This is a genomic window from Kribbella catacumbae DSM 19601 (assembly GCF_000372465.1).
Taxonomy (GTDB): domain Bacteria; phylum Actinomycetota; class Actinomycetes; order Propionibacteriales; family Kribbellaceae; genus Kribbella; species Kribbella catacumbae.
On sequence record NZ_AQUZ01000001.1, the window covers coordinates 107175 to 129806 of the forward strand.

The following is a 22632-nucleotide window of genomic DNA, read 5'->3' on the forward strand; positions in this document are numbered from 1 at the left end:
GCCGATTTGCTTCGGAGAGTATTCGAACATACGATCGATTCATGAGCAGACATCCTGGCAGTCGACCGGCAGACGGGCCACCGCGCCCGGTGCCGCCGACCGCCGGGCGTCCACGCTTGCAGAGCCTGCTGCGCCTCGACGTGGCCGACGACCCCGGCCGCGGCACCCTGCTGTACGAGGCCGTCGTCCTCCAAGACACCACCCAGCTGACCGATGACGGCTGGGTGGACCGGCTCGACGCGATCACCCGGATCAAAGCCCGCCTCGCCGCCCTGGAAGCCGAGACCGTCGCCGGGTTCGACGACTCCCTGCACGGCGTCTCCGCCGACCTCGGTCACCGCTACCCCCACCCCGGCGACCGCGACGCCACCCCCGGCGAACGCCGCTGGATCGCCGGCGACCTACGCTCCATCTCCGACGAGATCGCCCTGATCCTCAACGTGCACCGCGGCCATGCCACCACCCGGATCCACAACTCCTGCGAACTGGTCCACAACTTCCCGGCCACGCTGGCCGCCTTGAGCGACGGGCTGCTGACCGAACGGGCCGCGTTCACGATCGTCACCGAACTGTCCGTGTTGGACGATCTCGACGAACTCCGTGCCGCTGAGGCCGCCATCTTGGACTGGGCCCGCACCCATCCCTTGACCGACCTCAAGAAGGAATGCCACCGCGAAACCGCCCGCCGATCCCCCGCCGCCACCGACAAGGCCTACCAACGCGCCCACGACGAACGCTCCGTCCGGATGCACCCCGACGACCGCGGCCGAGCCGACCTCGTCCACAACCAAGACGCCACCGAAGCCGCCGCCGTCATGACCAGCCTGTCCCGCGCCGCCGCCCACCGCCGCCGCCAAGGCGACCCCCGCACCATGGACCAACTCCGCGCAGACATCGCCCTGGCCCGCCTCCTCCCGCGCACCAAATCCACCAACCCAGCCCACGAGGAGCCGATCGGCGACGAACCGGCCAGTCACGAACCGGTCAGCGACGAACCGGTCAGCCACCAACAGCCGGTCGGCGAAGACCAGCAAAACGGCAGCCGCCCGTCCAGCGACCCCAGCCACTCCGGCCCCTGCACGCACCACCACGACGACAGCCACGGCGGTCACGGCAGCTACGGTCACGGCAACGATGGCTACGACGATGCGCTCGGCGGCCAGGATCCCGACGGCTACGGCGGCGGTCACGCCGGCTACGACGGCAGCGATTCCGACGGCGACCATAGCTACGGCTACGGCGGCGACGGTCACAACGGCTGCAGCTGCGGTCACTGCTACGACAGCTATGTCGATGGTCACGACGGCGATCATGGAAACGGTCACGGCGGCTACGACAGCGGCACCGCCGATCCTGAGTCCTCGCCCGATCTCGACGTCATCGACGAGATCGACGACGCCGCAGGCGGGGCAGAGGCCACCGTGGTCATCCACGCCACCGGCGACGAGATCCGCGCCCTCATCAACGGCGAACCAGCAACCGGCGGAGAAGCCGACCACCACGGACCCATCCCCCAGACCACACTGCGCCGATACCTCATCAAAGCCCTCACACAAACCCTCCTGCCAAACCTCCCCACCACCCCCAACAGCCCCCGCCCCGGCCCAGCAACCCACCGCCCCCGCACCCAGACCACCCCAACCGGTCACACCAGCCGAGGTGGCGGCACGGGCGATGGAGATGACGGAGGCCGACGAGGCGGAAGTCCGGCCGGCGGAGGCGACGGCGGTGGCGGCGGCGGTGGCGGTGGCGGCGGCGGTGGTTCACGAATCGAGCTTCAGATCACCGACCAACCACCCACCAGCGACCCCGACAGATACGCACCATCAGCCGCACTGGACAGGTATGTCCGGCTGCGAGATCGCACCTGCCAGTTCCCCGGCTGCAACCGGCCCGCGGAATTCACCGACCTCGACCACCGGACCGCATTCACCGCCGGCGGACGAACCACCGCGGCCAACCTCTGGTGCCTGTGCCGCCACCACCACCGCCTCAAGCACGAAGGCGGCTGGCACATCCACCCCAACCCCGACGGCACCCACACCTGGACCAGCCCCACCGGCCGCCACTACCCCAACAACCCCACCCACCATCCACAAGCACCACCCGACGATCCCCCTCCACCCAAGCTCACCCGACCACCTCAGTCATCAGCAGACGATCCGCAGCCGGAGCCACCTGACCTGACCTGAGGTGCCACGTAGCCGCCGCTCGCCATCCCTGAGCGACTGGCTCCCGGATGGTCGAGGGTGGCCTGCTCGGATGGCCCTGCTCGGGATCGCCTGGTGGACGACTGCGCGGTGTGCTCTAACTGCTGTCGCAGTACAGCGGACCTGAGGTGTCAGCGATGTTGGAAAGGGCACGCGACTAGGGCTTGGAAGTCGTTACGGTCCAGCCACTCGAAGTACCAGGTCTTCGTTCTGCGCGACTCACTCTCAAGAATCATCTGCGGAAGTGACGCAGGAGGGAGCGCGGTAGGCGCGTGGGCGGCGTACGCGGTACCGGGCATGCGAAAGCCCGGGCCACCTGACCCGGGCTAGCGCAGTACGGTGTCGCTCAGACGTTGAAGCCCAGGGCTCGCAATTGGTCGCGGCCGTCGTCGGTGATCTTCTCCGGGCCCCACGGCGGCATCCAGACCCAGTTGATCCGGAAGTCGTTGACCAGGCCGTCCAGGGACATCCGGGTCTGGTCCTCGATCACGTCGGTCAGCGGGCAGGCCGCCGACGTCAGCGTCATGTCGATGATCGCGGTGTTGCTGTCGTCCACGGTCACGCCGTAGATCAGGCCCAGGTCGACCACGTTGATGCCGAGTTCGGGGTCGACGACGTCCTTGAGCGCCTCGGTCACGTCCTCGACGGCGACGACGGTCGTACCAGCCGGCTTGTTTGCGGCTTCGAGGTCGACCTCGGGCAGCTCGATCTTCTCGTCGGTCTGGTCAGACATTGCTGGCTCCTTCTTTCTTGGCTAGCGCTTGGGCGGTGGCGTCACGCCAAGCCGACCAGCCCAGCAGTGCGCACTTCACCCGGGCCGGGAACTGCGCGACACCCGCGAAGGCGACGCCGTCTTCCAGAACCTCTTCGTCCGGTTCCACATTCCCGCGGCCCTGCATGAGTTCCAGGAACTTCTCGTACGTCGCCATGCCCTCGGCAACCGGCTTGCCGATCACCAGGTCACTCATCACCGAGGTGGCCGCCTGGCTGATCGAGCACCCGACGCTGTGGTGCGTCAGGCCCGTCACCGTGTCACCGTCGAGCTCGACGCGCAGTGTGACCTCGTCCCCGCAGGACGGGTTCACGTGATGCACTTCCACGTCGTACGGGTCCGCCAGCCCCGCGTGGTGCGGGCTGCGGTAGTGATCCAGGATGATCTCCTGGTACAGCGAATCCAGCTGCATAAGCCGTCAAGCCACCTTGAAGAAGGAACGAACGAAGCCCAGGCCGTCGACGAGCGCGTCGACCTCCTCCGGCGTCGTGTACAGGTAAAAGGATGCCCGCGTCGAGGACTGTACGCCGAACCGCTCGTGCACCGGCCGCGCACAGTGATGCCCGGCCCGTACTGCGATCCCGCGGGTGTCCAGCACGGTCGCCACGTCGTGCGGGTGAACGCCGTCGAGCTCGAAGCTGATCGCGCCGCCGCGGTCGGCGATGTCGGTCGGCCCGAGGATCTTCAGCCCGGGCACGCTCAGCAAACCCTCCAGCGCGTACGCCGTGATCGCCTGCTCGTGGGCCGCGACCTTGTCCATCCCGATGCCGGCCAGGTAGTCCAGGGCGGCACCGAGCCCGACCGCCTGCGCGATCGGCGGCGTACCGGCCTCGAAGCGGGCCGGCGGCGGGGCATAGGTCGAGCCGGTCATCCGCACGACCTCGATCATCTCGCCCCCACCCAGGAAGGGCGGCAGCTCGGCGAGCAGCTCGTACCGTCCCCAGAGCACGCCGATGCCCGTGGGGCCGACGGCCTTGTGGCCGGTGAAGGCGAGCAGGTCCGCGCCCAAAGTAGAAACGTCGACCGGGAACTGAGGCACCGCCTGCGAGGCGTCGACGACGACCAGCGCGCCGACCGCGTGCGCCTTGGCGGCGATCTCCGTGATCGGGTTGATCGTGCCGAGCGCGTTCGAGACCCAGGTCAGCGAGACGACCTTGGTCCGCTCGGTGATCAGCTCCTCGATGTTGCTCAGGTCCAGCCGACCCTCGTCGGTGACGCCGAACCAGCGCAGCGTGGCACCGGTCCGCTCGCAGGCGAGCTGCCACGGGACGATGTTGCTGTGGTGCTCCATCTCGGAGATCACCACCTCGTCCCCCGGCTTGAGCGCCGCGCCGAGCGTGTGGGCGGCCAGGTTGAGCGCCTCGGAGGCGTTCTTGGTGAAGACGATCTCGTTCCGGTTGGTCGCGCCGATGAAGGCGGCGACCTTGTCCCGGCCACCCTCGTACGCCGCTGTCGCCTCCGCGCCGAGCTGGTGCATGGCGCGGGCGACGTTCGCGTTGTGCTTCAGGTAATGGTCAGAGAGAGCCTGCACCACCTGGGCCGGCTTCTGCGAGGAGTTCGCCGAGTCCAGGTAGGTCAGCGGGAACCCGTTCGCGAGTTCGCGCGCGAGGATCGGGAAGTCCGCCCGGACTGACTGCAGGTCCAGGGGACTGCTGAACGTCCGGGCGCCCGTCATGCCTTCGCGCCTGTCTTCAGGAAGCGCTCGTACCCGTTGGCCTCGAGCTCGTCGGCGAGCTCGTGGCCACCCTCTTCGGCAACCTTGCCGTCGACGAAGACGTGCACGAAGTCCGGCTTGATGTAGCGCAGGATCCGGGTGTAATGGGTGATCAGCAGAACGCCCTTGTCACCCTGCTCCGCGAACCGGTTGACGCCGGTGGAGACGATCTTCAGCGCGTCGATGTCGAGGCCGGAGTCGGTCTCGTCGAGGATCGCGATCTTCGGGTTCAGCAACTCCAGCTGGACGATCTCGTGCCGCTTCTTCTCACCACCGGAGAAGCCCTCGTTCACGTTCCGGGTGCCGAAGTCGGGGTCCATGTCCAGGTCGGTCAGCGCCTTGTTCACGTCCTTGACCCAGGTACGCAGCTTCGGCGCCTCGCCGTCGATCGCGGTCTTGGCGGTCCGGAGGAAGTTCGACACGGACACGCCGGGCACCTCGACCGGGTACTGCATGGCCAGGAACAGGCCGGCCCGGGCGCGCTCGTCGACCTTCATGTCGAGCACGTCCTCGCCGTCCAGCGTCACGGTGCCGCTGGTGACGTTGTACTTCGGGTGGCCGGCGATCGAGTACGCCAGCGTGGACTTGCCGGAACCGTTCGGACCCATGATCGCGTGCGTCTGACCACCGGCGATGGTCAGGTCGACGCCGCGCAGGATCTCCTTCGGGCCGTTCTCGGTGTCGACCGACACGTGCAGGTCGCGGATCTCGAGTGTCGCCATGGGGTTTCTATTCTCCGTCTTTTACTAGGAAGCCTGGTTCAGGGGGTTCTTGACGTCGACCAGCAGATCGTCGCCGTCCACGCGGACCGGATAGACCGGCACCGGGTCGTACGCCGGCAGGCTGGTCGGCTCGCCGGTGCGCAGGTCGAACCGGGAGCCGTGCAGCCAGCACTCGATCTCGCAGCCGCCGACATCACCCTCGGACAGCTGGATCTGCGCGTGTGAGCACTCGTCGCGAACGGCGAAGTACTGGCCTTCGCTCTTCACGACCGCCACCTCGACGCCGCCGACCTCGGTGGCCACCACTCCCTCGTCGGGAACGTCGGCCACCGCGCAAGCGCGTTCGAACGAGTCACTCATGGTCAGGCCTTGGCCGCCGCGGCGCTCAGCTCTGCCGTCCGCGCGAGCTTCTGCTCGATCACGTCGTGCAGGTGCTCGCTGACCTCGGGGACGCCGATCCGGCCGATGATGTCGTTGAAGAAGCCGGACACCACCAGACGCCGTGCCTCGTCCTCGGGGATGCCGCGGGCCTGCAGGTAGAACAGTTGCTCGTCGTCGAACCGGCCGGTCGCCGAAGCGTGCCCGGCGCCCTCGATCTCGCCGGTCTCGATCTCCAGGTTCGGCACCGAGTCGGCGCGTGCCCCGTCGGTCAGGACCAGGTTCCGGTTCAGCTCGAAGGTGTTGGTGCCCTCGGCCGCGGCCCGGATCAGCACGTCGCCGATCCACACCGAGCGGGCATGGTCGCCGGCGAGCACGCCCTTGTAGAGCACGTTGCTCTTACAGTTGATCGCCTCGTGGTCGACGAAGAGCCGGTTCTCGTGGTGCTGGCCCGACTCGGCGAACAGCACGCCGAGCAGGTTCGCGTCACCACCCGGACCGGCGTACCGGACGTTGGTGGAGAGCCGGACGATCTTGCCGCCCAGCGTCACGGTGACATGGTTGAGCTTGGCGTCGCGGCCGATCACGGCGTCGTGCTGACCGATGTGGATCGACTCGTGGTCGCCCTGCTGAATCGACACGACGCGCAGCTCGGCGCCGTCTCCGACCACGATCTCGACGTTGGCGCCGTACTCACCGCTGCCGGTGTGGTCGATGATCACGGTCGCGCGGCTGTGCCGGCCGGCCTCGATCACCAGGTGACCGTAGCCACGGCCGCCGAGGCTCGCGACGTTCACGTGCACGGGCTCGGTCAGCTCGGCCTCGACCGGGATGCGCACGGCCGTCGCAGCACCCGCATGGGTCCAGGCGACAGCGGCGATCCGGTCCTGCGGCGTGAGCACCTTGACCGTGTCGAGGGCGATGCTCTCGACGACGACGCCGTCGGGGCCGTACGCGTCGATCTTCGGGGTCTCGGTGCCGGCCTCGTCGGCGAACAGCGCCTTGAGGGCCTTGACCGGCGTGAAGCGCCACTCCTCTTCACGGCCGTTCGGCACCGGGAAGTCGGCCACGTCGTACGACGTGGTCCGCTCGTTCCGGGCCTGCAACGGCACTGGGGAGCCCGGCCCGTGGGAGTGCGCCTGGTTACCGGTCGCAACCAGGGTTTCGGTGGCTGACATCAGCCGACGGCCCCTTCCATCTGCAGCTCGATCAGTCGGTTCAGTTCCAGCGCGTACTCCATCGGGAGTTCGCGGGCGATCGGCTCGATGAAGCCGCGGACGATCATCGCCATCGCCTCGTCCTCGGCCATCCCGCGGCTCATCAGGTAGAAGAGCTGGTCGTCGCTGACCTTGGACACGGTCGCCTCGTGCCCCATCGCCACGTCGTCCTCGCGGACGTCGACGTACGGGTAGGTGTCCGAACGGCTGATGGTGTCGACCAGCAGCGCGTCACAGCGCACCGTGGACTTGCTGTGGTGCGCACCCGGCGCCACCTCGACGAGCCCCCGGTACGACGTCCGGCCGCCACCGCGGGCCACCGACTTCGACACGATCGAGCTGGAGGTGTACGGCGCGTTGTGCACCATCTTGGAGCCGGCGTCCTGGTGCTGGCCCTCGCCCGCGAACGCGACCGACAGGGTCTCGCCCTTGGCGTGCTCGCCCATCAGGTACACGGCCGGGTACTTCATCGTCACCTTGGAACCGATGTTGCCGTCGATCCACTCCATCGTCGCGCCCTCTTCGCAGGTGGCGCGCTTGGTGACCAGGTTGTAGACGTTGTTCGACCAGTTCTGGATCGTCGTGTAGCGGCAGCGGGCGCCCTTCTTCACGATGATCTCGACCACCGCGGAGTGCAGCGAGTCCGACTTGTAGATCGGCGCCGTACAGCCCTCGACGTAGTGCACGTAGGCGTCTTCGTCGACGATGATCAGGGTCCGCTCGAACTGGCCCATGTTCTCGGTGTTGATCCGGAAGTAGGCCTGCAGCGGGATGTCCACCTTGACGCCCTTGGGCACGTAGATGAACGAGCCGCCGGACCAGACCGCCGTGTTCAGCGCGGCGAACTTGTTGTCGCCGACCGGGATCACGGAGCCGAAGTACTCCTGGAAGATCTCCGGGTGCTCGCGCAGGCCGGTGTCGGTGTCCAGGAAGATGACGCCCTGCGCCTCCAGGTCCTCACGGATCTGGTGGTAGACGACCTCCGACTCGTACTGCGCCGCGACGCCGGCCACCAGGCGCTGCTTCTCCGCCTCCGGGATACCGAGCCGGTCGTAGGTGTTCTTGATGTCCTCGGGCAGCTCTTCCCAGCTGGTGGCCTGCTTCTCCGTCGAGCGGACGAAGTACTTGATGTTGTCGAAGTCGATACCGGACAGGTCGGCACCCCACGACGGCATCGGCTTGCGGTCGAAGAGCTTCAGGCCCTTCATCCGCAGGTCGAGCATCCACTCCGGCTCACTCTTCAGCGTCGAGATGCCTTGCACCACGTCGGCGCTGATGCCGCGCTTGGCGACGGAACCGGCAGCGTCACTGTCGGACCAGCCGAACTTGTACGTGCCGAGCCCTTCGAGCTCGGGGTGAGCGGTTTGCGTCATCGTGCAGTCCTCGCAGATTCGCTGTCGGATACAGGGGAAACCGATGCCGGGGCACCGGGAATGTGTGTCGTACAGACACCGTCGCCGTGGGCGATGGTGGCCAGTCGCTGGACGTGCCGGCCGAGGAGTCTCGAGAACACCTCGGCCTCCGCCTCGCACAGCTGGGGGAACTGAGTTGCCACGTGCGCGACCGGGCAGTGGTGCTGGCACAGTTGCTCGCCGGCACCGGCTTGCATCGTGGAGGCGGCGTAACCGTCCGCGGTCAGCGCCTGGGCGAGCACCTCCGCCTCCTTGCCCTCGGGCGCCAGGTCGAGCAGCGCCCGGTACCGCTTCTCCACCTCGGCGGACCGCTGGCGAGCGAAGTCGATCACCGCTTCGTCACCGCTGGACTCCGCGATGAAGCGCAGAGCGGTCGCGGCCAGGTCGTCGTAGGCCTGGTGGAAGGCGTGCCGGCCGGTGTCGGTCAGCACGAAGACCTTGGCGGGACGTCCGCGGCCACGGGGGCCGTAGACGCGCTCCTCGCGGCTCTCGACCAGACCCTCGTCGAGGAGGTGGTCGAGGTGCCGGCGGACCGCCGCCGGGGTCAGTTCGAGCCGCTCGGCCAGCACCGCGGCGCTGGACGGCCCGTTGGTCAGGATCGAGCGGGCGACCCGGTCCCGGGTGGACTCGTCCCGCGCCACAGCAGTGCCCGAAGGCACGCGGCTGCTCTCTGCGGGAGTTTTCACAACATCAGTGTCACCTAAATACCGAGGGCCTTCAAATAAGGCTGCCCTAACCGGTTCACGCCACTCCGCCTGGGTGGAAAGGTGACCGTGAGCAGCGTCACGTCTCGCCGTTTCCTACACTGCGTATGTGCCAGTCGCGGTGGAGATCGACAATCTCGTCGTCCGGTACGGCGAGAAGGCCGCTGTCGACGGGCTCAGTCTCACCGTAACCGGCGGAACAGTCACGTCCGTCCTCGGCCCCAACGGCGCCGGCAAGACCACCACGGTGGAGAGCTGTGAGGGCTTCCGGCGACCCGACTCGGGCCAGGTCCGGGTGCTCGGGCTGGACCCGATCGCCGACCACGACAAGCTGATGCCCAGAATCGGCGTGATGCTGCAGGAGGGTGGCGCCTGGTCGGGCGTCCGCGCGCTGGAGATGCTCCGGTACGTCGCCTCGCTACACGTCCACCCGCTGGACCTCCCGGCCCTGATCGAGCGGCTCGACCTCGGCACCTGCGGCCGTACGCCGTACCGGCGGCTCTCGGGTGGGCAGAAGCAGCGCCTGTCGCTGGCGATGGCGATCGTCGGGCGGCCGGAGATCGTGTTCCTGGACGAGCCGACGACCGGGCTGGACCCGCACGGCCGCCGGGAGATCTGGCAGCTGATCCGGGATCTCCGCGACGACGGCGTGACCGTCGTACTGACCACCCACGCGATGGACGAGGCCGAGCAGTTGTCCGACCAGGTGCATGTGGTGTCGGCCGGCAAGGTGATCGCCTCCGGCACTCCCGACGTACTGACCGAGCACGGCGCCAAGTCGCTCGAGGATGTCTATCTGGCGCTGACGGCTCGGGAGAGCAAGTGAGTACTACGTACGTCCCCCGCCCTGGCTCTGCGCCCTGGCACCGCAAGGTCTACTCGCATGCAGTGATGGAGTTCCGCCTGCTACTGCGCAACGGGGAGCAGCTACTGCTGGCTCTGGTGATCCCGCTGGGCCTCCTGCTGCTCCTGGGAGGCACGGGTCTCGGTGACCGCCTCCCCCTCGGCGACGGACCGGCCGTGGACCTCGCAGTACCGCGGGTGCTCGCCCTGGCCGTGCTGTCGACGTCCTTCACCTCCCTGGCCATCGCTACGGGTTTCGAGCGCCGGTACGGCGTTATCAAGCGACTGGGCGCCTCTCCCCTGTCCCGGACCGGTTTGCTCGCCGGGAAGATCGGCTCGGTCCTAGCGATCCAGGTGATCCAGCTGGCCGTGCTGATCGGCGCGGGCTTCGCTTTGGGCTGGAATCCGGTCGGCGGGGCTGCTGCGGTCTTCGGCGTCCTACTGATGGTGTTGTGCGGTACTGCCGCCTTCGCGTCGCTCGGGTTGCTGATGGCCGGGGTACTGCGCGCCGAGGCGACTCTGGCCGCGGCGAATCTCCTGTACCTGCTGCTGTTGGTCGGCGGCGCGATCATGACGCCCGTCGAGGAGTACCCCGAGGGCCTGCAGGGCGTAGTACGGCTGCTGCCCAGTGCTGCGCTGGCCAATGGGCTGGCGAACTCCACCCTGGAAGGCGTTGTGCCGTGGGCCGCAGCACTGTCTTTGGCGTTGTGGGCCGGAGTGCTCGGATACCTGGTGTCCAGGACCTTCCGGTGGGACTAAGAAAGTCCTTCTCTAGAGTGTGCCGGTGACCACGGATGCTCCTGCCCCTGAAGCCGAGCCTGTCAACGGATTCTGGCGACTGGTGCCAGAGCCGAGCCTGGACGCCGTACGCCGCTGGGGCTGGGCCTCTGTCGTGGCCAACATCGGCATCGTGGCGACCGGCGGACTCGTCCGGCTGACCGGGTCCGGACTGGGCTGCCCAACCTGGCCGTCCTGCACCGATGAGTCGTACGTGCCGCACGGTGAGCTCGGGATTCACGGCGCGATCGAGTTCGGGAACCGGATGCTCGGGTTCGTGGTCGCGGTGATCGCGATCTGCACCTGGCTCGCGGTGATGCGCTACCGGCCACGACGTACCGACCTGCGACGACTCGCCACGGCAGCCGCTCTGGGCGTCCCGCTGCAGGCCCTCATCGGTGGAGTGAGTGTTCTCACCGGGCTGAACCCGTGGATCGTCTCCGCGCACTTCCTGGTGTCGCCGATCATCATCACGTTGACCGTGGCAATGATGCGGCGGTCAAGGACGAGCCCCTACCCGCACACTCCCCCGGTGGTCCGCGCACTCGCGACCGCTTGTGTGGTTGCGGTCTGGCTGGCCGTTGCCCTCGGCACCCTCGTCACCGGTGCCGGACCGCACTCGGGCGATCCCGAGACCGGCCGGAACGGTTTGGACGAGACGGTGATCAGCCAATTGCACGCCGACGTCGTGTTCGCCTTGCTGGGCGCCTCGATCGCGCTGGTAATCGCCACCCGCGTCACGGCCACCTCCCGCACCCTGCGCAAACTCGCTGCCTGGCTACTGGCGATGGAGCTGCTACAGGGCGCGGTCGGCTTCACGCAGTACTTCACGGGTCTGCCGTGGGTGCTGGTCTTGATCCACATGTTCTTCGCCGCAGTACTGATCGCCCTGGTGACAGCCGTATACGGCGAACGCGGCACGCCGGCTACTTGATCCGGTAGACAGCACCAGGGCCAAAGAGCGGCGACGAGACGAAGACGTGGCCAGCCTTGTTGATCGCCGCGCCGGCCGGCAGTTGGAGCTTGCCTGGGGCAAGTTCCTTCTTGTAGCCGGCCTTGTGGTGGTGGCCCGGGTACTGCAGGAACAGCGAGCCCACCGCGGTCGGCTGACCGCTCAGCTCCCACTGCAGCCAACCGACCTTGGCCAACTCGACGACGGCGAGCGTTCCACGCGGGCCGGCCGCCAGGTCGACGATCGACGTGTAGCCGTCGGCGTACCGCTGGCAGTTGCCCTTGAACGGATTCACCGGGTCACAGACCGCGTTGACCGAGCCGGGCTTGATCCGCCAGACCTGCGAAGTAGTAGGCGATGCCGGGAAGCCACGGAGCTCGCCCACGTAGTAGCAGCCGTCCGATCCGACCGCCACCGACGTTGCGACGGCTTCAGCCGGGATCAGCGCGCCTGCCGGCGGAGTACCCGGAGGTAGACCGGCCGGCACCTTCACGACGCGCGGCTTGAGCCGGGCGACCGTCTTGATCGTGCCGTTCGGCCACACCCGGAGGAGATCGTTGTTCGCGGCATCGGCAACGAGAATCGTGCCGTCACGCAGCGTCGCCACGCCGAACGGGTTCGTCTCGGTCGGCGAATCCGCCAAGTTGTAGGGATCCGGGTCCGTCGCCTGGTACCACGAACCGCCCAGGTCAACGGCAAGCCCCCATGCACCACCCGCACACCGAGGGCACATAGGGCGACAGGGCAACAACCTCTGCCCGGTCAGGCTGGTACTACGGCGCTCACCCCAGGAGCGCGGCTCCAGCGTCACCCCCACTCGACCTTGAGCACCGACCAGTCACCCAAGTGCCACTCACCCACCCACCCCGTGCCCAAAGTCGCACCCCTACCCATCTCTCCCAGCACCTTGAGCACCACCCAGTCGCCCGATCGCGGATCAGCCGCCCACCCGGTGCTCAAGGTCGCGGTACCGCGTCGGGGCGTCGGCCCGGCGGTGAGGCAGTTGACGATGAGGGAACTGCGGGGCGGAAGCTGGGTGAGGGCGGACGGCCACTGGCGGGCTGTAGCGGGCTAGTGGTCAGAGGCGCCAGCGTGCCTTGGCCCGGGGGTGAGCGGGGTTGGCGACGTAGGCCGGAGTGCTAGCGCAGGAGCGGGTCGATGGCTGCGGCGATGAAGAGCAGGGCCAGGTAGATGTTGGAGAAGTGGAACAGGCGCATCGGCCGCAGAGCCGGGCCGTCGGCGCCGGTGTTGGCTCGCGCCAGGAGGGCGAAGGCTTCGCGGAGGAAGACGATGCCTAGGACAACGGCCGCCAGCGGGTAGACCCAGCCGGTCCCGCCGACCGGCCAGAGGGCCAGCGACGTGATCACCATGAGGATCGAGTACGCCAGGATTTGGCGGGCCGTCTGCACCGGCGTCGCGACTACAGGGAGCATCGGCACATCCACCGATGCGTAGTCCTCGCGGTAGCGCATCGCCAGCGCCCAGGTGTGCGGCGGAGTCCAGAAGAACACAACGGCAAACAAGACCAACGGCGTCCAAGCCAGCGAGTTGGTGACCGAGGTCCACCCGATCAGAGTCGGGAAACAGCCCGCGATCCCGCCCCAGACGATGTTCTGCACCGTACGGCGCTTGAGCACCATCGTGTAGCCGAAGACGTAGAACGCGTTGGCCGCGAGCGCGAGCAGCGACGACAGCCAGTTGACCAGCAGCCCGAGCTCCAGCGTCGCCAGGATGCCCAGGACGATGCCGAAGACCGTCGCCGAGCGCGGGCTGACCGCGTGCCGGGGCAGCGGGCGGCGGCGGGTGCGGCGCATCTGCTCGTCGATGTCGCGGTCGAGCACGCAGTTGATCGTGTTCGCGCTGCCGGCCGCGAGGATCCCGCCGAGCAGGGTGGCGGCGACGACGCCCAGCCCGGGGACTCCCCCGGCGGCCAGGAACATCACCGGAACCGTGGTGATCAGCAGGAGCTCGATGATGCGCGGCTTGGTCAGACCGACGTACGCCTTGATCACGTCGCGCACCGACGGACTGGCAACCTCAGGGGATGGGTCCATCGGCAGCGGCGCCGGGTACGCCGTCGTCGCGGCTGGACGCGGGTCGACGGCCGTCACGAACACCTCGAAAACTCATGATTGACGCCGGGCACCGGCGCTGACGGTTCGACAGTCTACGACGCCCCGTAGGAGTCCCTTGCACCCACCCTGACCGGGGTGTCGGGCCGCGCCCGGACGGGTACCCGATGTGATCTGGCAGACGCCTGGACCAACCGGGGAACAACGACAGGCCGGTCCAGGTTTCCGAGGTATGGAAGGTGCTGGACGACCGGGCGAGTAGGCTCGCTCACGGTGACGCGCGGGGGCGCGATCGGCGTGGGACCAGCTGGTCCGGCCGGCCCCTCGACGCCGATCCAACTGCAGTGTTCGCAGCCATCGAGAGGAGCGCCGCCGGCGTGACGGAGAAGACCAGCCCCAAGCTTGACTGGACCGAGCTCGACAAGCGCGCGGTCGACACCGTGCGGGTCCTCGCGCTGGACGCCGTGGAGAAGGTCGGCAACGGCCACCCCGGTACTGCGATGAGCCTCGCCCCCGCCGCGTACCTGCTGTTCCAGAAGGTGATGCGGCACAACCCCGCCGACCCGCACTGGGCCGGCCGCGACCGCTTCGTGCTGTCGGCCGGGCATTCCAGCCTGACCCTCTACATCCAGCTCTACCTGGCCGGCTTCGGCCTGGAGCTCGACGACCTCAAGTCGCTGCGCACCTGGGGCAGCGCGACCCCGGGCCACCCGGAGTACAGCCACACCCCCGGCGTCGAGACCACCACCGGTCCGCTCGGCCAGGGCGTCGGCAACGCGGTCGGGATGGCGATGGCGGCCCGCCGCGAGCGTGGCCTGTTCGACCCGGAGACGGCCAAGGGTGAAAGTCTTTTCGACCATCACGTGTACGTGATCGCCTCCGACGGCGACCTGGAGGAGGGCGTCTCCTCCGAGACCTCCTCGCTCGCGGGTCACCAGCAGCTCGGCAACCTCACGCTGATCTACGACGACAACAAGATCTCGATCGAGGACGACACGAACATCGCGTTCTCCGAGGACGTCGCCGCCCGTTACGCGGCGTACGGCTGGGATGTCCACATCGTCGACTGGACCAACGGCGGCGAGGGCTACGAGGAAGACGTGCAGGCCCTGTACGACGCGATCGAGGCCGGTAACGCCGTCGCCGACAAGCCGACCTTCATCCAGCTCCGCACGATCATCGGCTGGCCGGCACCGAACAAGCAGAACACCGGCAAGATCCACGGCTCGGCCGCGGGTGCCGACGAGGTCGCCGCGACCAAGACGATCCTCGGCTTCGACCCCGAGCAGAACTTCGAGGTCGCCGACGAGGTGATCGCCCACACCCGGACGGCGGTCGAGCGCGGCAAGGCGCTCCAGGACGAGTGGACGGCGAAGTTCGACGGCTGGAGGCAGGCCTCACCCGAGCAGGCCGAGCTGTTCGACCGGCTCACCAAGCACGAACTGCCGGCCGGCTGGAAGGACGTGCTGCCGAGCTGGGAGGCCGACGCGAAGGGTGTCGCCACCCGGTCCGCGTCCGGCGAGGTGCTCACCAAGGTGGCGCCGCAACTGCCCGAGCTCTGGGGCGGTTCGGCCGACCTGGCCGGATCGAACAACACCACCCCCAAGGGTGAGCCGTCGTTCATCCCGGCCGAGCATTCCACCAAGGACTTCCAGGGCAACGAGTACGGGCGCGTCCTGCACTTCGGGATCCGCGAGCACGGCATGGGCGCGGTCATGAACGGCATCGCCCTGCACGGCGGCACCCGGCCGTACGGCGGCACGTTCCTGGTCTTCAGCGACTACATGCGCCCGTCGGTCCGGCTGGCCGCGCTGATGAAGCTGCCCGTCACCTATGTCTGGACCCACGACTCGATCGGTCTCGGCGAGGACGGCCCGACCCACCAGCCGGTCGAGCACCTGGCGGCCCTGCGCGCGATCCCGGGCCTGGACATCGTCCGCCCGGCCGACGCGAACGAGACGGCTGCCGCCTGGGCCGCGATCCTCGAGCACACCGACCGCCCGGCCGGCCTCGTGCTGACCCGGCAGAACGTGCCGACCTACCCGCGCGGTACCGACGGGTTCGCGACTACGGAGAACGTCCACAAGGGCGCGTACACGCTGCTCGACACCGACGGCACGCCCGACGTCATCCTGATCGGTACCGGCTCCGAGGTGCAGCTGGCCGTCGAGGCGAGCAAGACGCTGGCGGCCGACGGCATCAAGGCGCGGGTCGTCTCGATGGTGTCGCGCGAGTGGTTCGACGAGCAGGACGATGCGTACCGCGACTCGGTCATCCCGGCCGGCGTCCGGGCCCGCGTCTCCGTCGAGGCCGGCATCAAGCTCGGCTGGCGCGAGATCATCGGCGACGCCGGGCGCAGCGTGAGCCTGGAGCACTACGGCGCCTCGGCCGACTACCAGCGGCTGTACACGGAGTTCGGCATCACCGCCGACGCCGTCGCCCAGGCCGCGAAGGACAGCATCGCCGCGGCGGCCGAGCTCGGTGGCAACGGCGTACCGGCTGGACGTGCCGCGGCCGGGCCGGTCGGACCGGCCGACTCCGCCCTCGCCCAGCACTGAACACCCCACAACAGAACATTCGGAGGGCTTCGGACATGACCGATCGTTTGAAAGACCTCGCCGACGCCGGCGTTTCCATCTGGCTCGACGACCTCTCCCGGCAGCGGCTGACCAGCGGCAGCCTGGAGGCACTGATCCACGACCAGCACGTCAGCGGGGTGACCACCAACCCGACGATCTTCGCCAAGGCCATCTCCGACGCCGACGCGTACGCCGAGCAGGTCCAGCGCCTGGCGGCCGAGGGCATCTCGACCGACCAGGCGATCCGGGTGATCACCACCGACGACGTCCGCACCGCGGCTGACCTGTTCAAGCCCGTGTACGACGACACCGACGGCGTCGACGGCCGGGTCTCGATCGAGGTCGAGCCCGGCCTGGCCCGCGAGACCGGCAAGACGATCGCCCAGGCCAAGGAGTTGTGGGAGACCGTCGGCCGGGAGAACGTCTTCGTCAAGATCCCGGCCACCAAGGAAGGCATCCCGGCGATCGCCGAGACGCTTGCCCAGGGCATCAGTGTCAACGTGACGCTGATCTTCTCGCTGGACCGGTACAAGGCCGTCGCGGACGCGTTCCTGACCGGCCTGGAGAAGGCCATCGACAACGGCCACGACGTGACCAAGCTCGGCAGCGTGGCGTCCTTCTTCGTCAGCCGGGTCGACTCCGAGGTGGACAAGCGATTGGACGCTTTCATCGGCACCGCTTCTGAAGACACAGCGAAAGCCCTGAAGGGCAAGGCCGCGATCGCGAACGCCCGGCTGGCCTTCGAGGCGTACGAGGAGATCTTCGCCTCCGGCCGCTGGCGCGAGATCGAGACCGCCGGCGGCAAGCCGCAGCGCCCGCTGTGGGCCTCGACGGGCGTCAAGGACCCGGCGTACAAGAACACCATGTACGTCGAGGAGCTGATCACCAGCGGTGTCGTCAACACGATGCCGCAGGCAACCATCGACGCGTTCGCCGAGAACGGCGAGGTGCGCGGTGACACCGTCCGCGCCGGCTATGACGCCGATCGCAAGGTGATCGCGGACCTGGAGAAGCTGGGCATCTCGTACGACGAGGTCGTCCAGGTGCTCGAGGACGAGGGCGTCAGCAAGTTCGAGATGTCCTGGACCGAGTTGCAGGACACCGTCACCGCGGCACTGAAGGCGGCCGCCAAGTGACCGAGTCCCTCACTGTCACCGCGTACGGCGAAGGCTGGCGCGAGGTCGTCGACCGGCTGGCCGGGGAGAAGATCGCCTCCCGGATCGCCGCCAAGGACGCCACCACGTGGGGTCCGGAGGCGGAGTCCGAGTCGGCCATCCGGCTGAGCTGGGTCGACCTGTACGACTCGTCCCGGCCGCTGCTGGCCGAGATCGAGGCGCTGCAGGCCGATCTGCGCTCCGAAGGGCTGGACCGGATCGTGCTCTGCGGCATGGGCGGTTCGTCCCTGGCACCCGAAGTGATCACCCGTACTGCGGGCGTCGAGCTGGTCGTGCTCGACTCGACCAACCCGAACGTGATCGCCCGGGCGCTGGCCGGTGATCTCCAGCGCACCGTCGTCGTGGTCTCCAGCAAGTCCGGTGGCACGGTCGAGACCGACAGCCAGCGACGCGCCTTCGTGAAGGCGTTCGACGACGCCGGCATCGACTCGGCTTCGCGGATCGTCGTCGTCACCGACCCGGGTTCGCCGTTCCAGAAGCTGGCCGAGGACGAGGGGTACCGCAAGACCTTCCTCGCCGACCCGCACGTCGGCGGCCGCTACAGCGCGCTGACCGCGTTCGGCCTGGTGCCGTCGGCACTCGCCGGCGCGGACGTCGCCGAGCTGCTCGACCAAGCGGCCGAGGCAGCGCCCCAGCTGCAAGAGGACAGTGCGGACAACCCCGCGCTCATCCTCGCCGCTGTACTGGCCGGCAGCCCCGGTCGCGACAAGGCCATCATTGCGGCCGGTGGCTCGTCCATCGTGGGCTTCCCCGACTGGGCCGAGCAGCTGATCGCCGAGAGCACCGGCAAGAACGGCACCGGCGTACTGCCCGTTGCTGTGAAGGGCATGCACGCTCCGGAGCTGCACAGCGGCGCCGGAGATCTAGTCCACGCGCTGCTCGCTGCCGACACCAGCTCGGCCTCCGTCGCCTCGGGGACGCCGACTGTCGTCACCACCGGTTCGCTGGGCGGGCAGCTCCTGCTGTGGGAAACGGCCACTGCTGTGGCCGGATACCTGCTGGGGATCAACCCGTTCGACCAGCCGGACGTGGAGAGCGCCAAGAATGCCGCGCGCGGTCTGCTGGACGCACAGCCCGAGCCGGAGGCCGCGGCCTTCACCGACGGCGCTGTGGAGGTCCGTGGGACCGACGGCCTGCTGGACGGCGTCGAAACGGTCGAGGGTGCGCTCAACTCCCTGCTCGGCCAGCTGGCAGAGGACGGCTACGTCGCCGTCATGGCCTACCTGGACTCCGAGCGCGACGAGAAGCTGCACGCCATCCGGCCCGCTCTGGCGAGCCGCACTGGGCGTCCGGTCACCTTCGGCTGGGGTCCGCGCTTCCTGCACTCCACCGGCCAGTACCACAAGGGCGGTCACCCGCAGGGCGTGTTCCTGCAGATCACGACCGCCGAGTCGACCGACGTCGAGATCCCGGATCGCCCGTTCACCTTCGGCACGCTCATCTCGGCCCAGGCCGCGGGCGACGCCGGCGTACTGGCGGACCGTGGCAGGCCCGTACTGCGGCTGCACCTCACCGACCCCGCCGCCGGTGTCGAGCAGCTGATCGCCCTACTCAACGCACCTGACAAATCGGAGGACGGCGGCGCATGACCGCAGAGCTCGACGAGGAGTCGCCCGGCCCGGTGAACCCGCTGCGGGATCCCCAGGACCGTCGGCTCCCCAGGATCGCCGGGCCTTGCAGCCTGGTGATCTTCGGCGTCACCGGTGACCTGGCCCGCAAGAAGCTGATGCCGGCGGTGTACGACCTGGCGAACCGGGGCCTGTTGCCGCCCGGTTTCGCGCTGGTCGGCTTCGCCCGGCGCGACTTCAGCAACCAGGACTTCGCCCAGATCGTGCACGACTCGGTCAAGGAGCACGCGCGGACGCCGTTCCGCGAGGAGGTCTGGCAGCAACTCGCCGAGGGCTTCCGGTTCGTCCCCGGCGACCTGACCGACGACGAGGCCTTCAAGCGGCTGCGGGAGACCGTGGACGAGCTGGACGTCAACCGCGGTACCGGTGGCAACCACGCGTTCTACCTGTCCATCCCGCCGGGGCTGTTCCCGCAGGTCGTGCAGCAGTTGAGTGAGCACGGGCTGACCAAGGAGAACCCAGGATCCTGGCGGCGGGTGGTGATCGAGAAGCCGTTCGGGCACAACCTGCAGAGCGCGCGCGAGCTGAACCACGTCGTCGAGTCGGTCTTCCCGCCCGAGGCGGTCTTCCGGATCGACCACTACCTGGGCAAGGAGACCGTCCAGAACATGCTGGCGCTGCGGTTCGCCAACGCCATGTTCGAGCCGGTCTGGAACAGTCACTACGTCGACCACGTGCAGATCACGATGGCCGAAGACATCGGCATCGGCGGCCGCGCCGGGTACTACGACGGCATCGGCGCCGCGCGGGACGTGATCCAGAACCACCTGCTCCAACTGCTGGCGCTGATCGCGATGGAAGAGCCGGTCAGCTTCGACGCGTGGTCGCTGCGACAGGAGAAGAAGAAGGTGCTGGCAGCCGTCAAGCTGCCTGAGCGCCTCGACCTGCACACCGCTCGCGGCCAGTACGCCGCCGGCTGGGCAGGCGGCACCAAGGTCAAGGGCTACCTGCAGGAAGACGGCATCCCGGCGGAGTCGGCGACCGAGACGTTCGCCGCGCTGCGCGTGGACGTGGACACCCGCCGCTGGGCCGGCGTCCCGTTCTACCTGCGGACCGGCAAGCGGCTCGGCCGTCGGGTCACCGAGGTGGCCGTGATGTTCAAGCGCGCGCCGCACCTGCCGTTCACCAAGACGGAGACCGAGGAACTCGGCCAGAACGCCCTGGTGATGCGGATCCAGCCGGACGAGGGCATCACCATGCGGTTCGGCGCCAAGGTGCCCGGCACGATGATGGAGATCCGCGACGTGAACATGGACTTCGCGTACGGCGGCTCGTTCACCGAGTCGTCGCCGGAGGCCTACGAGCGGCTGATCCTGGACGTCCTGCTCGGCGACCCGCCGCTGTTCCCGCAGCACACCGAGGTGGAGCTGGGCTGGAAGATCCTCGACCCGGTGATCAACTACTGGGCCGAGCACGGTAAGCCCGAGCAGTACGCGTCCGGCGCCTGGGGCCCGGACTCCGCCCACGAGATGCTCGCCCGCGACGGACGCGCCTGGAGGCGGCCATGATCATCGACCTCACCGGTACGACGTCCAGCGAGATCGCGTCGGCGCTGCTGAAGGCCCGCCGGAACGCCGGTTCGCCGGCGATGGGCATGGTCGGCACGATCGTGGTGGTCGTGGACGAGTCGTCCCACCACGACGCGATGAAGGCGGCGAACGAGGCCGGTCGCGAACACCCCTCGCGGGTGCTCGTGGCGATCCTGCGTCCCGGCCGGGGCACGGGCGGCCTGGACGCCGAAGTACGGGTTGGTGAAGGGATTCCGGGCGAGGCGGTGCTGCTGCGGTTGCACGGCGAGCTCGCCAAGGTGCCCGAGTCCGTCATCACGCCGCTGCTGCTGCCGGACTCCCCCGTCATCGTCTGGTGGCCGGGTGGCGGGCCGAAGGTGCCGCACGACGACCCGCTGGGGGCGTTGGGACGTCGCCGGGTGACCGATGCGGCCGCGACCCGTCGGGCAGCCGTGGACTTCCCGGCGCGAGCCGAGGGCTATGCGCCAGGCGACACGGACTTCGCGTGGTCGCGGCTGACGCCGTGGCGTGCGCTGATGGCCGCGGCGCTGGACCAGTACCCGACCAAGGTCAGCGGTGCCGAGGTGGTGTCCGCCAAGGGCAACGCGAGTGCGGATCTGATGGCCGCCTGGCTGCAGTGCCGTCTCGGAGTACCAGTGGAGCAGCGGATCTCGCGGGGGCCGGGCATCACCGCAGTACGGATGTTCACGCCGGCTGGCCCGATCTCGTTGACGCGGCCGGACGGTTCGGTGGCGACGTTCAGCATCCCGGGTCAGCCTGACCGGCCGGTGGCGCTGAAGCGGCGGAACACGTCCGAGCTGCTGAGCGAGGAGCTGCGGCGGCTGGATCCTGACGACGTCTACGCGCAGACGCTGGCTTGTATGGTCAAGCGGGAGAACCTGCCCGACTCGGCGAAGGTCGTCAGCGATGCCGACCGCCGGTCCGTCCAGACCGCCGCCGAGAAGGCCGCGGTCCGGACGGCGAAGGTCGCGGGCAAGGCGGCGTCGCCGGCGCTCGAGGCCAAGGCTGCCGGGCGTGGGCGCCAGTCCAGTGCGAAGAAGGCTGCTGCTAAGAAGGCCACCGCGAAGAAGACCGGCGCGGCGAAGAAGTCGGTGGCGGCCAAGAAGGCGGCGCCGGCCAGTGCCAAGAAGTCGGCGGTCAAGAAGTCAGCGGCGAAGAAGAGCACGAGCAAGAGGGTGGCTGGACGGTCATGAGTTCACCGTCGGTCCTGGTCAACCGCGACGCCGAGGGCCTGGCCCACGCCGTCGCGGCCAGGCTCATCACCAAGCTGGTCGACGTACAGAGCAGTGGCGGGGTCGCCCAGGTCGTCCTGACCGGCGGCCGCGTCGCTGCGGTGGTCTACCGGGCCGTCGCCGAGTCCCCGGCCCGGACCGCGATCGACTGGCGCCGGGTGGAGTTCTGGTGGGGCGACGAGCGCTTCCTGCCCGAGGGCGACCCCGAGCGCAATGCGACGCAGGCGTGGGATGCGCTGCTGTCCCGCGTGGATGTCGACCCCGCGTTGGTGCACGCGATGCCCGCCGACACCGGTCAGGGCGCCGAGGCCGCCGCGGAGGCTTACGCCGCGACTCTGGCGGCTGTGGCGGGCACGGATGACGGCGACGGCGTACCGGCGTTCGACGTACTGATGCTGGGTGTCGGTCCGGATGGACATGTGGCGTCGTTGTTCCCGGACAACCCGGCGCGGATCGTGGTGGACAGCTCGACGGTCGCGGTGCACGACTCCCCCAAGCCGCCGCCGACCCGGGTGTCACTGACCTTCCCAGCGCTGGCGAACGCACGGGAGACCTGGTTCGTCGTCTCCGGCGAGGACAAGGCGGACGCTGTCGCCGGGGCACTGTCCGGCACCAGCGATCTGCCGGCCTCCATTCCGAAGGGCATCGACCGCACGCTCTGGCTTCTCGACGAGACCGCCTCCTCGAAGCTCTCGTAGCGCTGACGCCGGCTGGGT

At 68.6% G+C, this 22632-nt stretch carries 20 protein-coding genes; 10 read left to right on the forward strand and 10 right to left on the reverse strand.

All coding sequences use genetic code 11. The features are described from left to right. Positions 1-41: 41 nt before the first annotated feature. Positions 42-2192, forward strand: a complete 2151-nt coding sequence (locus tag A3ES_RS50865) for an HNH endonuclease signature motif containing protein (protein WP_085955527.1) — start codon at positions 42-44, stop codon at positions 2190-2192. A gap of 364 nt (positions 2193-2556) precedes the next feature. Here A3ES_RS50865 and A3ES_RS0100505 read toward each other — a convergent pair whose 3' ends face one another. Genes A3ES_RS0100505 through A3ES_RS0100540 form a run of 8 tightly spaced genes read right to left on the reverse strand, consistent with a single transcriptional unit; the run spans position 2557 to position 9111 of the window. Beyond that, the gene (locus A3ES_RS0100505; protein WP_202806413.1) at positions 2557-2913 is read right to left on the reverse strand and encodes a metal-sulfur cluster assembly factor; all 357 of its coding nucleotides are present in this window, start codon (positions 2911-2913) and stop codon (positions 2557-2559) included. A gap of 22 nt (positions 2914-2935) precedes the next feature. After that, positions 2936-3394 carry a Fe-S cluster assembly sulfur transfer protein SufU gene (sufU, locus tag A3ES_RS0100510; RefSeq protein WP_020384807.1) on the reverse strand — a complete coding sequence of 153 codons (459 nt, stop codon included), beginning with the start codon at positions 3392-3394 and terminating at the stop codon, positions 2936-2938. A gap of 6 nt (positions 3395-3400) precedes the next feature. Beyond that, positions 3401-4657: a cysteine desulfurase gene (locus A3ES_RS0100515; RefSeq protein WP_020384808.1), complete on the reverse strand. Its 1257-nt coding sequence runs from the start codon at positions 4655-4657 to the stop codon at positions 3401-3403. Next, positions 4654-5418 (reverse strand): Fe-S cluster assembly ATPase SufC, encoded by a 765-nt coding sequence (gene sufC / locus A3ES_RS0100520; protein WP_020384809.1) that lies wholly within the window; start codon positions 5416-5418, stop codon positions 4654-4656. Before sufC ends, A3ES_RS0100515 begins: the two co-directional genes overlap by 4 nt. Positions 5419-5442: 24 nt before the next feature. Then, positions 5443-5778, reverse strand: a complete 336-nt coding sequence (locus tag A3ES_RS0100525; RefSeq protein ID WP_020384810.1) for a non-heme iron oxygenase ferredoxin subunit — start codon at positions 5776-5778, stop codon at positions 5443-5445. Positions 5779-5780: 2 nt separating this feature from the next. Beyond that, on the reverse strand, positions 5781-6974 hold the full coding sequence (sufD, locus tag A3ES_RS0100530) for a Fe-S cluster assembly protein SufD (protein WP_020384811.1): 1194 nt from the start codon (positions 6972-6974) through the stop codon (positions 5781-5783). Then, a complete protein-coding gene (gene sufB / locus A3ES_RS0100535) occupies positions 6974-8386 on the reverse strand; it encodes a Fe-S cluster assembly protein SufB (RefSeq protein WP_020384812.1) in 1413 nt (470 codons plus the stop codon). The genes sufD and sufB overlap by 1 nt, the downstream gene beginning before the upstream one ends. After that, positions 8383-9111, reverse strand: coding sequence for a helix-turn-helix transcriptional regulator (locus tag A3ES_RS0100540; protein ID WP_420323119.1), 729 nt, complete (start codon positions 9109-9111; stop codon positions 8383-8385). Before A3ES_RS0100540 ends, sufB begins: the two co-directional genes overlap by 4 nt. A 127-nt stretch (positions 9112-9238) precedes the next feature. Between A3ES_RS0100540 and A3ES_RS45755 the strand changes: the two genes are divergently transcribed. Genes A3ES_RS45755 through A3ES_RS0100555 form a run of 3 tightly spaced genes read left to right on the forward strand, consistent with a single transcriptional unit; the run spans position 9239 to position 11683 of the window. Beyond that, positions 9239-9955: an ABC transporter ATP-binding protein gene (locus A3ES_RS45755; RefSeq protein ID WP_237744824.1), complete on the forward strand. Its 717-nt coding sequence runs from the start codon at positions 9239-9241 to the stop codon at positions 9953-9955. After that, positions 9952-10731 (forward strand): ABC transporter permease, encoded by a 780-nt coding sequence (locus tag A3ES_RS0100550; RefSeq protein ID WP_020384815.1) that lies wholly within the window; start codon positions 9952-9954, stop codon positions 10729-10731. The genes A3ES_RS45755 and A3ES_RS0100550 overlap by 4 nt, the downstream gene beginning before the upstream one ends. A gap of 25 nt (positions 10732-10756) precedes the next feature. After that, a complete protein-coding gene (locus tag A3ES_RS0100555) occupies positions 10757-11683 on the forward strand; it encodes a COX15/CtaA family protein (RefSeq protein ID WP_026162440.1) in 927 nt (308 codons plus the stop codon). On the opposite strand, the gene A3ES_RS0100560 is transcribed toward A3ES_RS0100555, so the two are convergent. Both A3ES_RS0100560 and A3ES_RS0100570 read right to left on the reverse strand, forming a co-directional pair. Further along, positions 11676-12344, reverse strand: coding sequence for a ScyD/ScyE family protein (locus A3ES_RS0100560; protein ID WP_020384817.1), 669 nt, complete (start codon positions 12342-12344; stop codon positions 11676-11678). The genes A3ES_RS0100555 and A3ES_RS0100560 overlap by 8 nt on opposite strands. 496 nt (positions 12345-12840) lie before the next feature. Then, a complete protein-coding gene (locus A3ES_RS0100570; protein ID WP_051084599.1) occupies positions 12841-13755 on the reverse strand; it encodes a heme o synthase in 915 nt (304 codons plus the stop codon). A 395-nt stretch (positions 13756-14150) separates the two neighbouring features. Between A3ES_RS0100570 and tkt the strand changes: the two genes are divergently transcribed. The 6 genes from tkt to pgl are packed head-to-tail and all read left to right on the forward strand — an operon-like array spanning position 14151 to position 22614. Further along, complete coding sequence (gene tkt / locus A3ES_RS0100575; protein WP_040453763.1) at positions 14151-16331, forward strand: transketolase; 2181 nt, start codon at positions 14151-14153, stop codon at positions 16329-16331. Positions 16332-16366: 35 nt separating this feature from the next. Further along, positions 16367-17488 carry a transaldolase gene (gene tal, locus A3ES_RS0100580; protein WP_020384821.1) on the forward strand — a complete coding sequence of 374 codons (1122 nt, stop codon included), beginning with the start codon at positions 16367-16369 and terminating at the stop codon, positions 17486-17488. Beyond that, on the forward strand, positions 17485-19116 hold the full coding sequence (locus A3ES_RS0100585; RefSeq protein ID WP_020384822.1) for a glucose-6-phosphate isomerase: 1632 nt from the start codon (positions 17485-17487) through the stop codon (positions 19114-19116). Before tal ends, A3ES_RS0100585 begins: the two co-directional genes overlap by 4 nt. After that, entirely contained in the window at positions 19113-20663 is a 1551-nt protein-coding gene (gene zwf, locus A3ES_RS0100590) for a glucose-6-phosphate dehydrogenase (RefSeq protein WP_020384823.1), read from the forward strand. Before A3ES_RS0100585 ends, zwf begins: the two co-directional genes overlap by 4 nt. Further along, on the forward strand, positions 20660-21877 hold the full coding sequence (locus tag A3ES_RS0100595; RefSeq protein WP_020384824.1) for a glucose-6-phosphate dehydrogenase assembly protein OpcA: 1218 nt from the start codon (positions 20660-20662) through the stop codon (positions 21875-21877). The genes zwf and A3ES_RS0100595 overlap by 4 nt, the downstream gene beginning before the upstream one ends. Further along, positions 21874-22614 (forward strand): 6-phosphogluconolactonase, encoded by a 741-nt coding sequence (pgl, locus tag A3ES_RS0100600; protein WP_020384825.1) that lies wholly within the window; start codon positions 21874-21876, stop codon positions 22612-22614. Before A3ES_RS0100595 ends, pgl begins: the two co-directional genes overlap by 4 nt. Positions 22615-22632 lie beyond the last annotated feature (18 nt).

What these genes read in the sequence shown, in the direction of transcription:
- A3ES_RS50865 (WP_085955527.1), top strand. Translation starts at nt 42, where the DNA reads ATGAGCAGACATCCTGGCAGTCGACCGGCAGACGGGCCACCGCGCCCG.
- sufU (WP_020384807.1), bottom strand. Translation starts at nt 3,394, where the DNA reads ATGCAGCTGGATTCGCTGTACCAGGAGATCATCCTGGATCACTACCGC.
- A3ES_RS0100515 (WP_020384808.1), bottom strand. Translation starts at nt 4,657, where the DNA reads ATGACGGGCGCCCGGACGTTCAGCAGTCCCCTGGACCTGCAGTCAGTC.
- sufC (WP_020384809.1), bottom strand. Translation starts at nt 5,418, where the DNA reads ATGGCGACACTCGAGATCCGCGACCTGCACGTGTCGGTCGACACCGAG.
- A3ES_RS0100525 (WP_020384810.1), bottom strand. Translation starts at nt 5,778, where the DNA reads ATGAGTGACTCGTTCGAACGCGCTTGCGCGGTGGCCGACGTTCCCGAC.
- sufD (WP_020384811.1), bottom strand. Translation starts at nt 6,974, where the DNA reads ATGTCAGCCACCGAAACCCTGGTTGCGACCGGTAACCAGGCGCACTCC.
- sufB (WP_020384812.1), bottom strand. Translation starts at nt 8,386, where the DNA reads ATGACGCAAACCGCTCACCCCGAGCTCGAAGGGCTCGGCACGTACAAG.
- A3ES_RS0100570 (WP_051084599.1), bottom strand. Translation starts at nt 13,755, where the DNA reads ATGGACCCATCCCCTGAGGTTGCCAGTCCGTCGGTGCGCGACGTGATC.
- tal (WP_020384821.1), top strand. Translation starts at nt 16,367, where the DNA reads ATGACCGATCGTTTGAAAGACCTCGCCGACGCCGGCGTTTCCATCTGG.
- zwf (WP_020384823.1), top strand. Translation starts at nt 19,113, where the DNA reads ATGACCGCAGAGCTCGACGAGGAGTCGCCCGGCCCGGTGAACCCGCTG.
- A3ES_RS0100595 (WP_020384824.1), top strand. Translation starts at nt 20,660, where the DNA reads ATGATCATCGACCTCACCGGTACGACGTCCAGCGAGATCGCGTCGGCG.
- pgl (WP_020384825.1), top strand. Translation starts at nt 21,874, where the DNA reads ATGAGTTCACCGTCGGTCCTGGTCAACCGCGACGCCGAGGGCCTGGCC.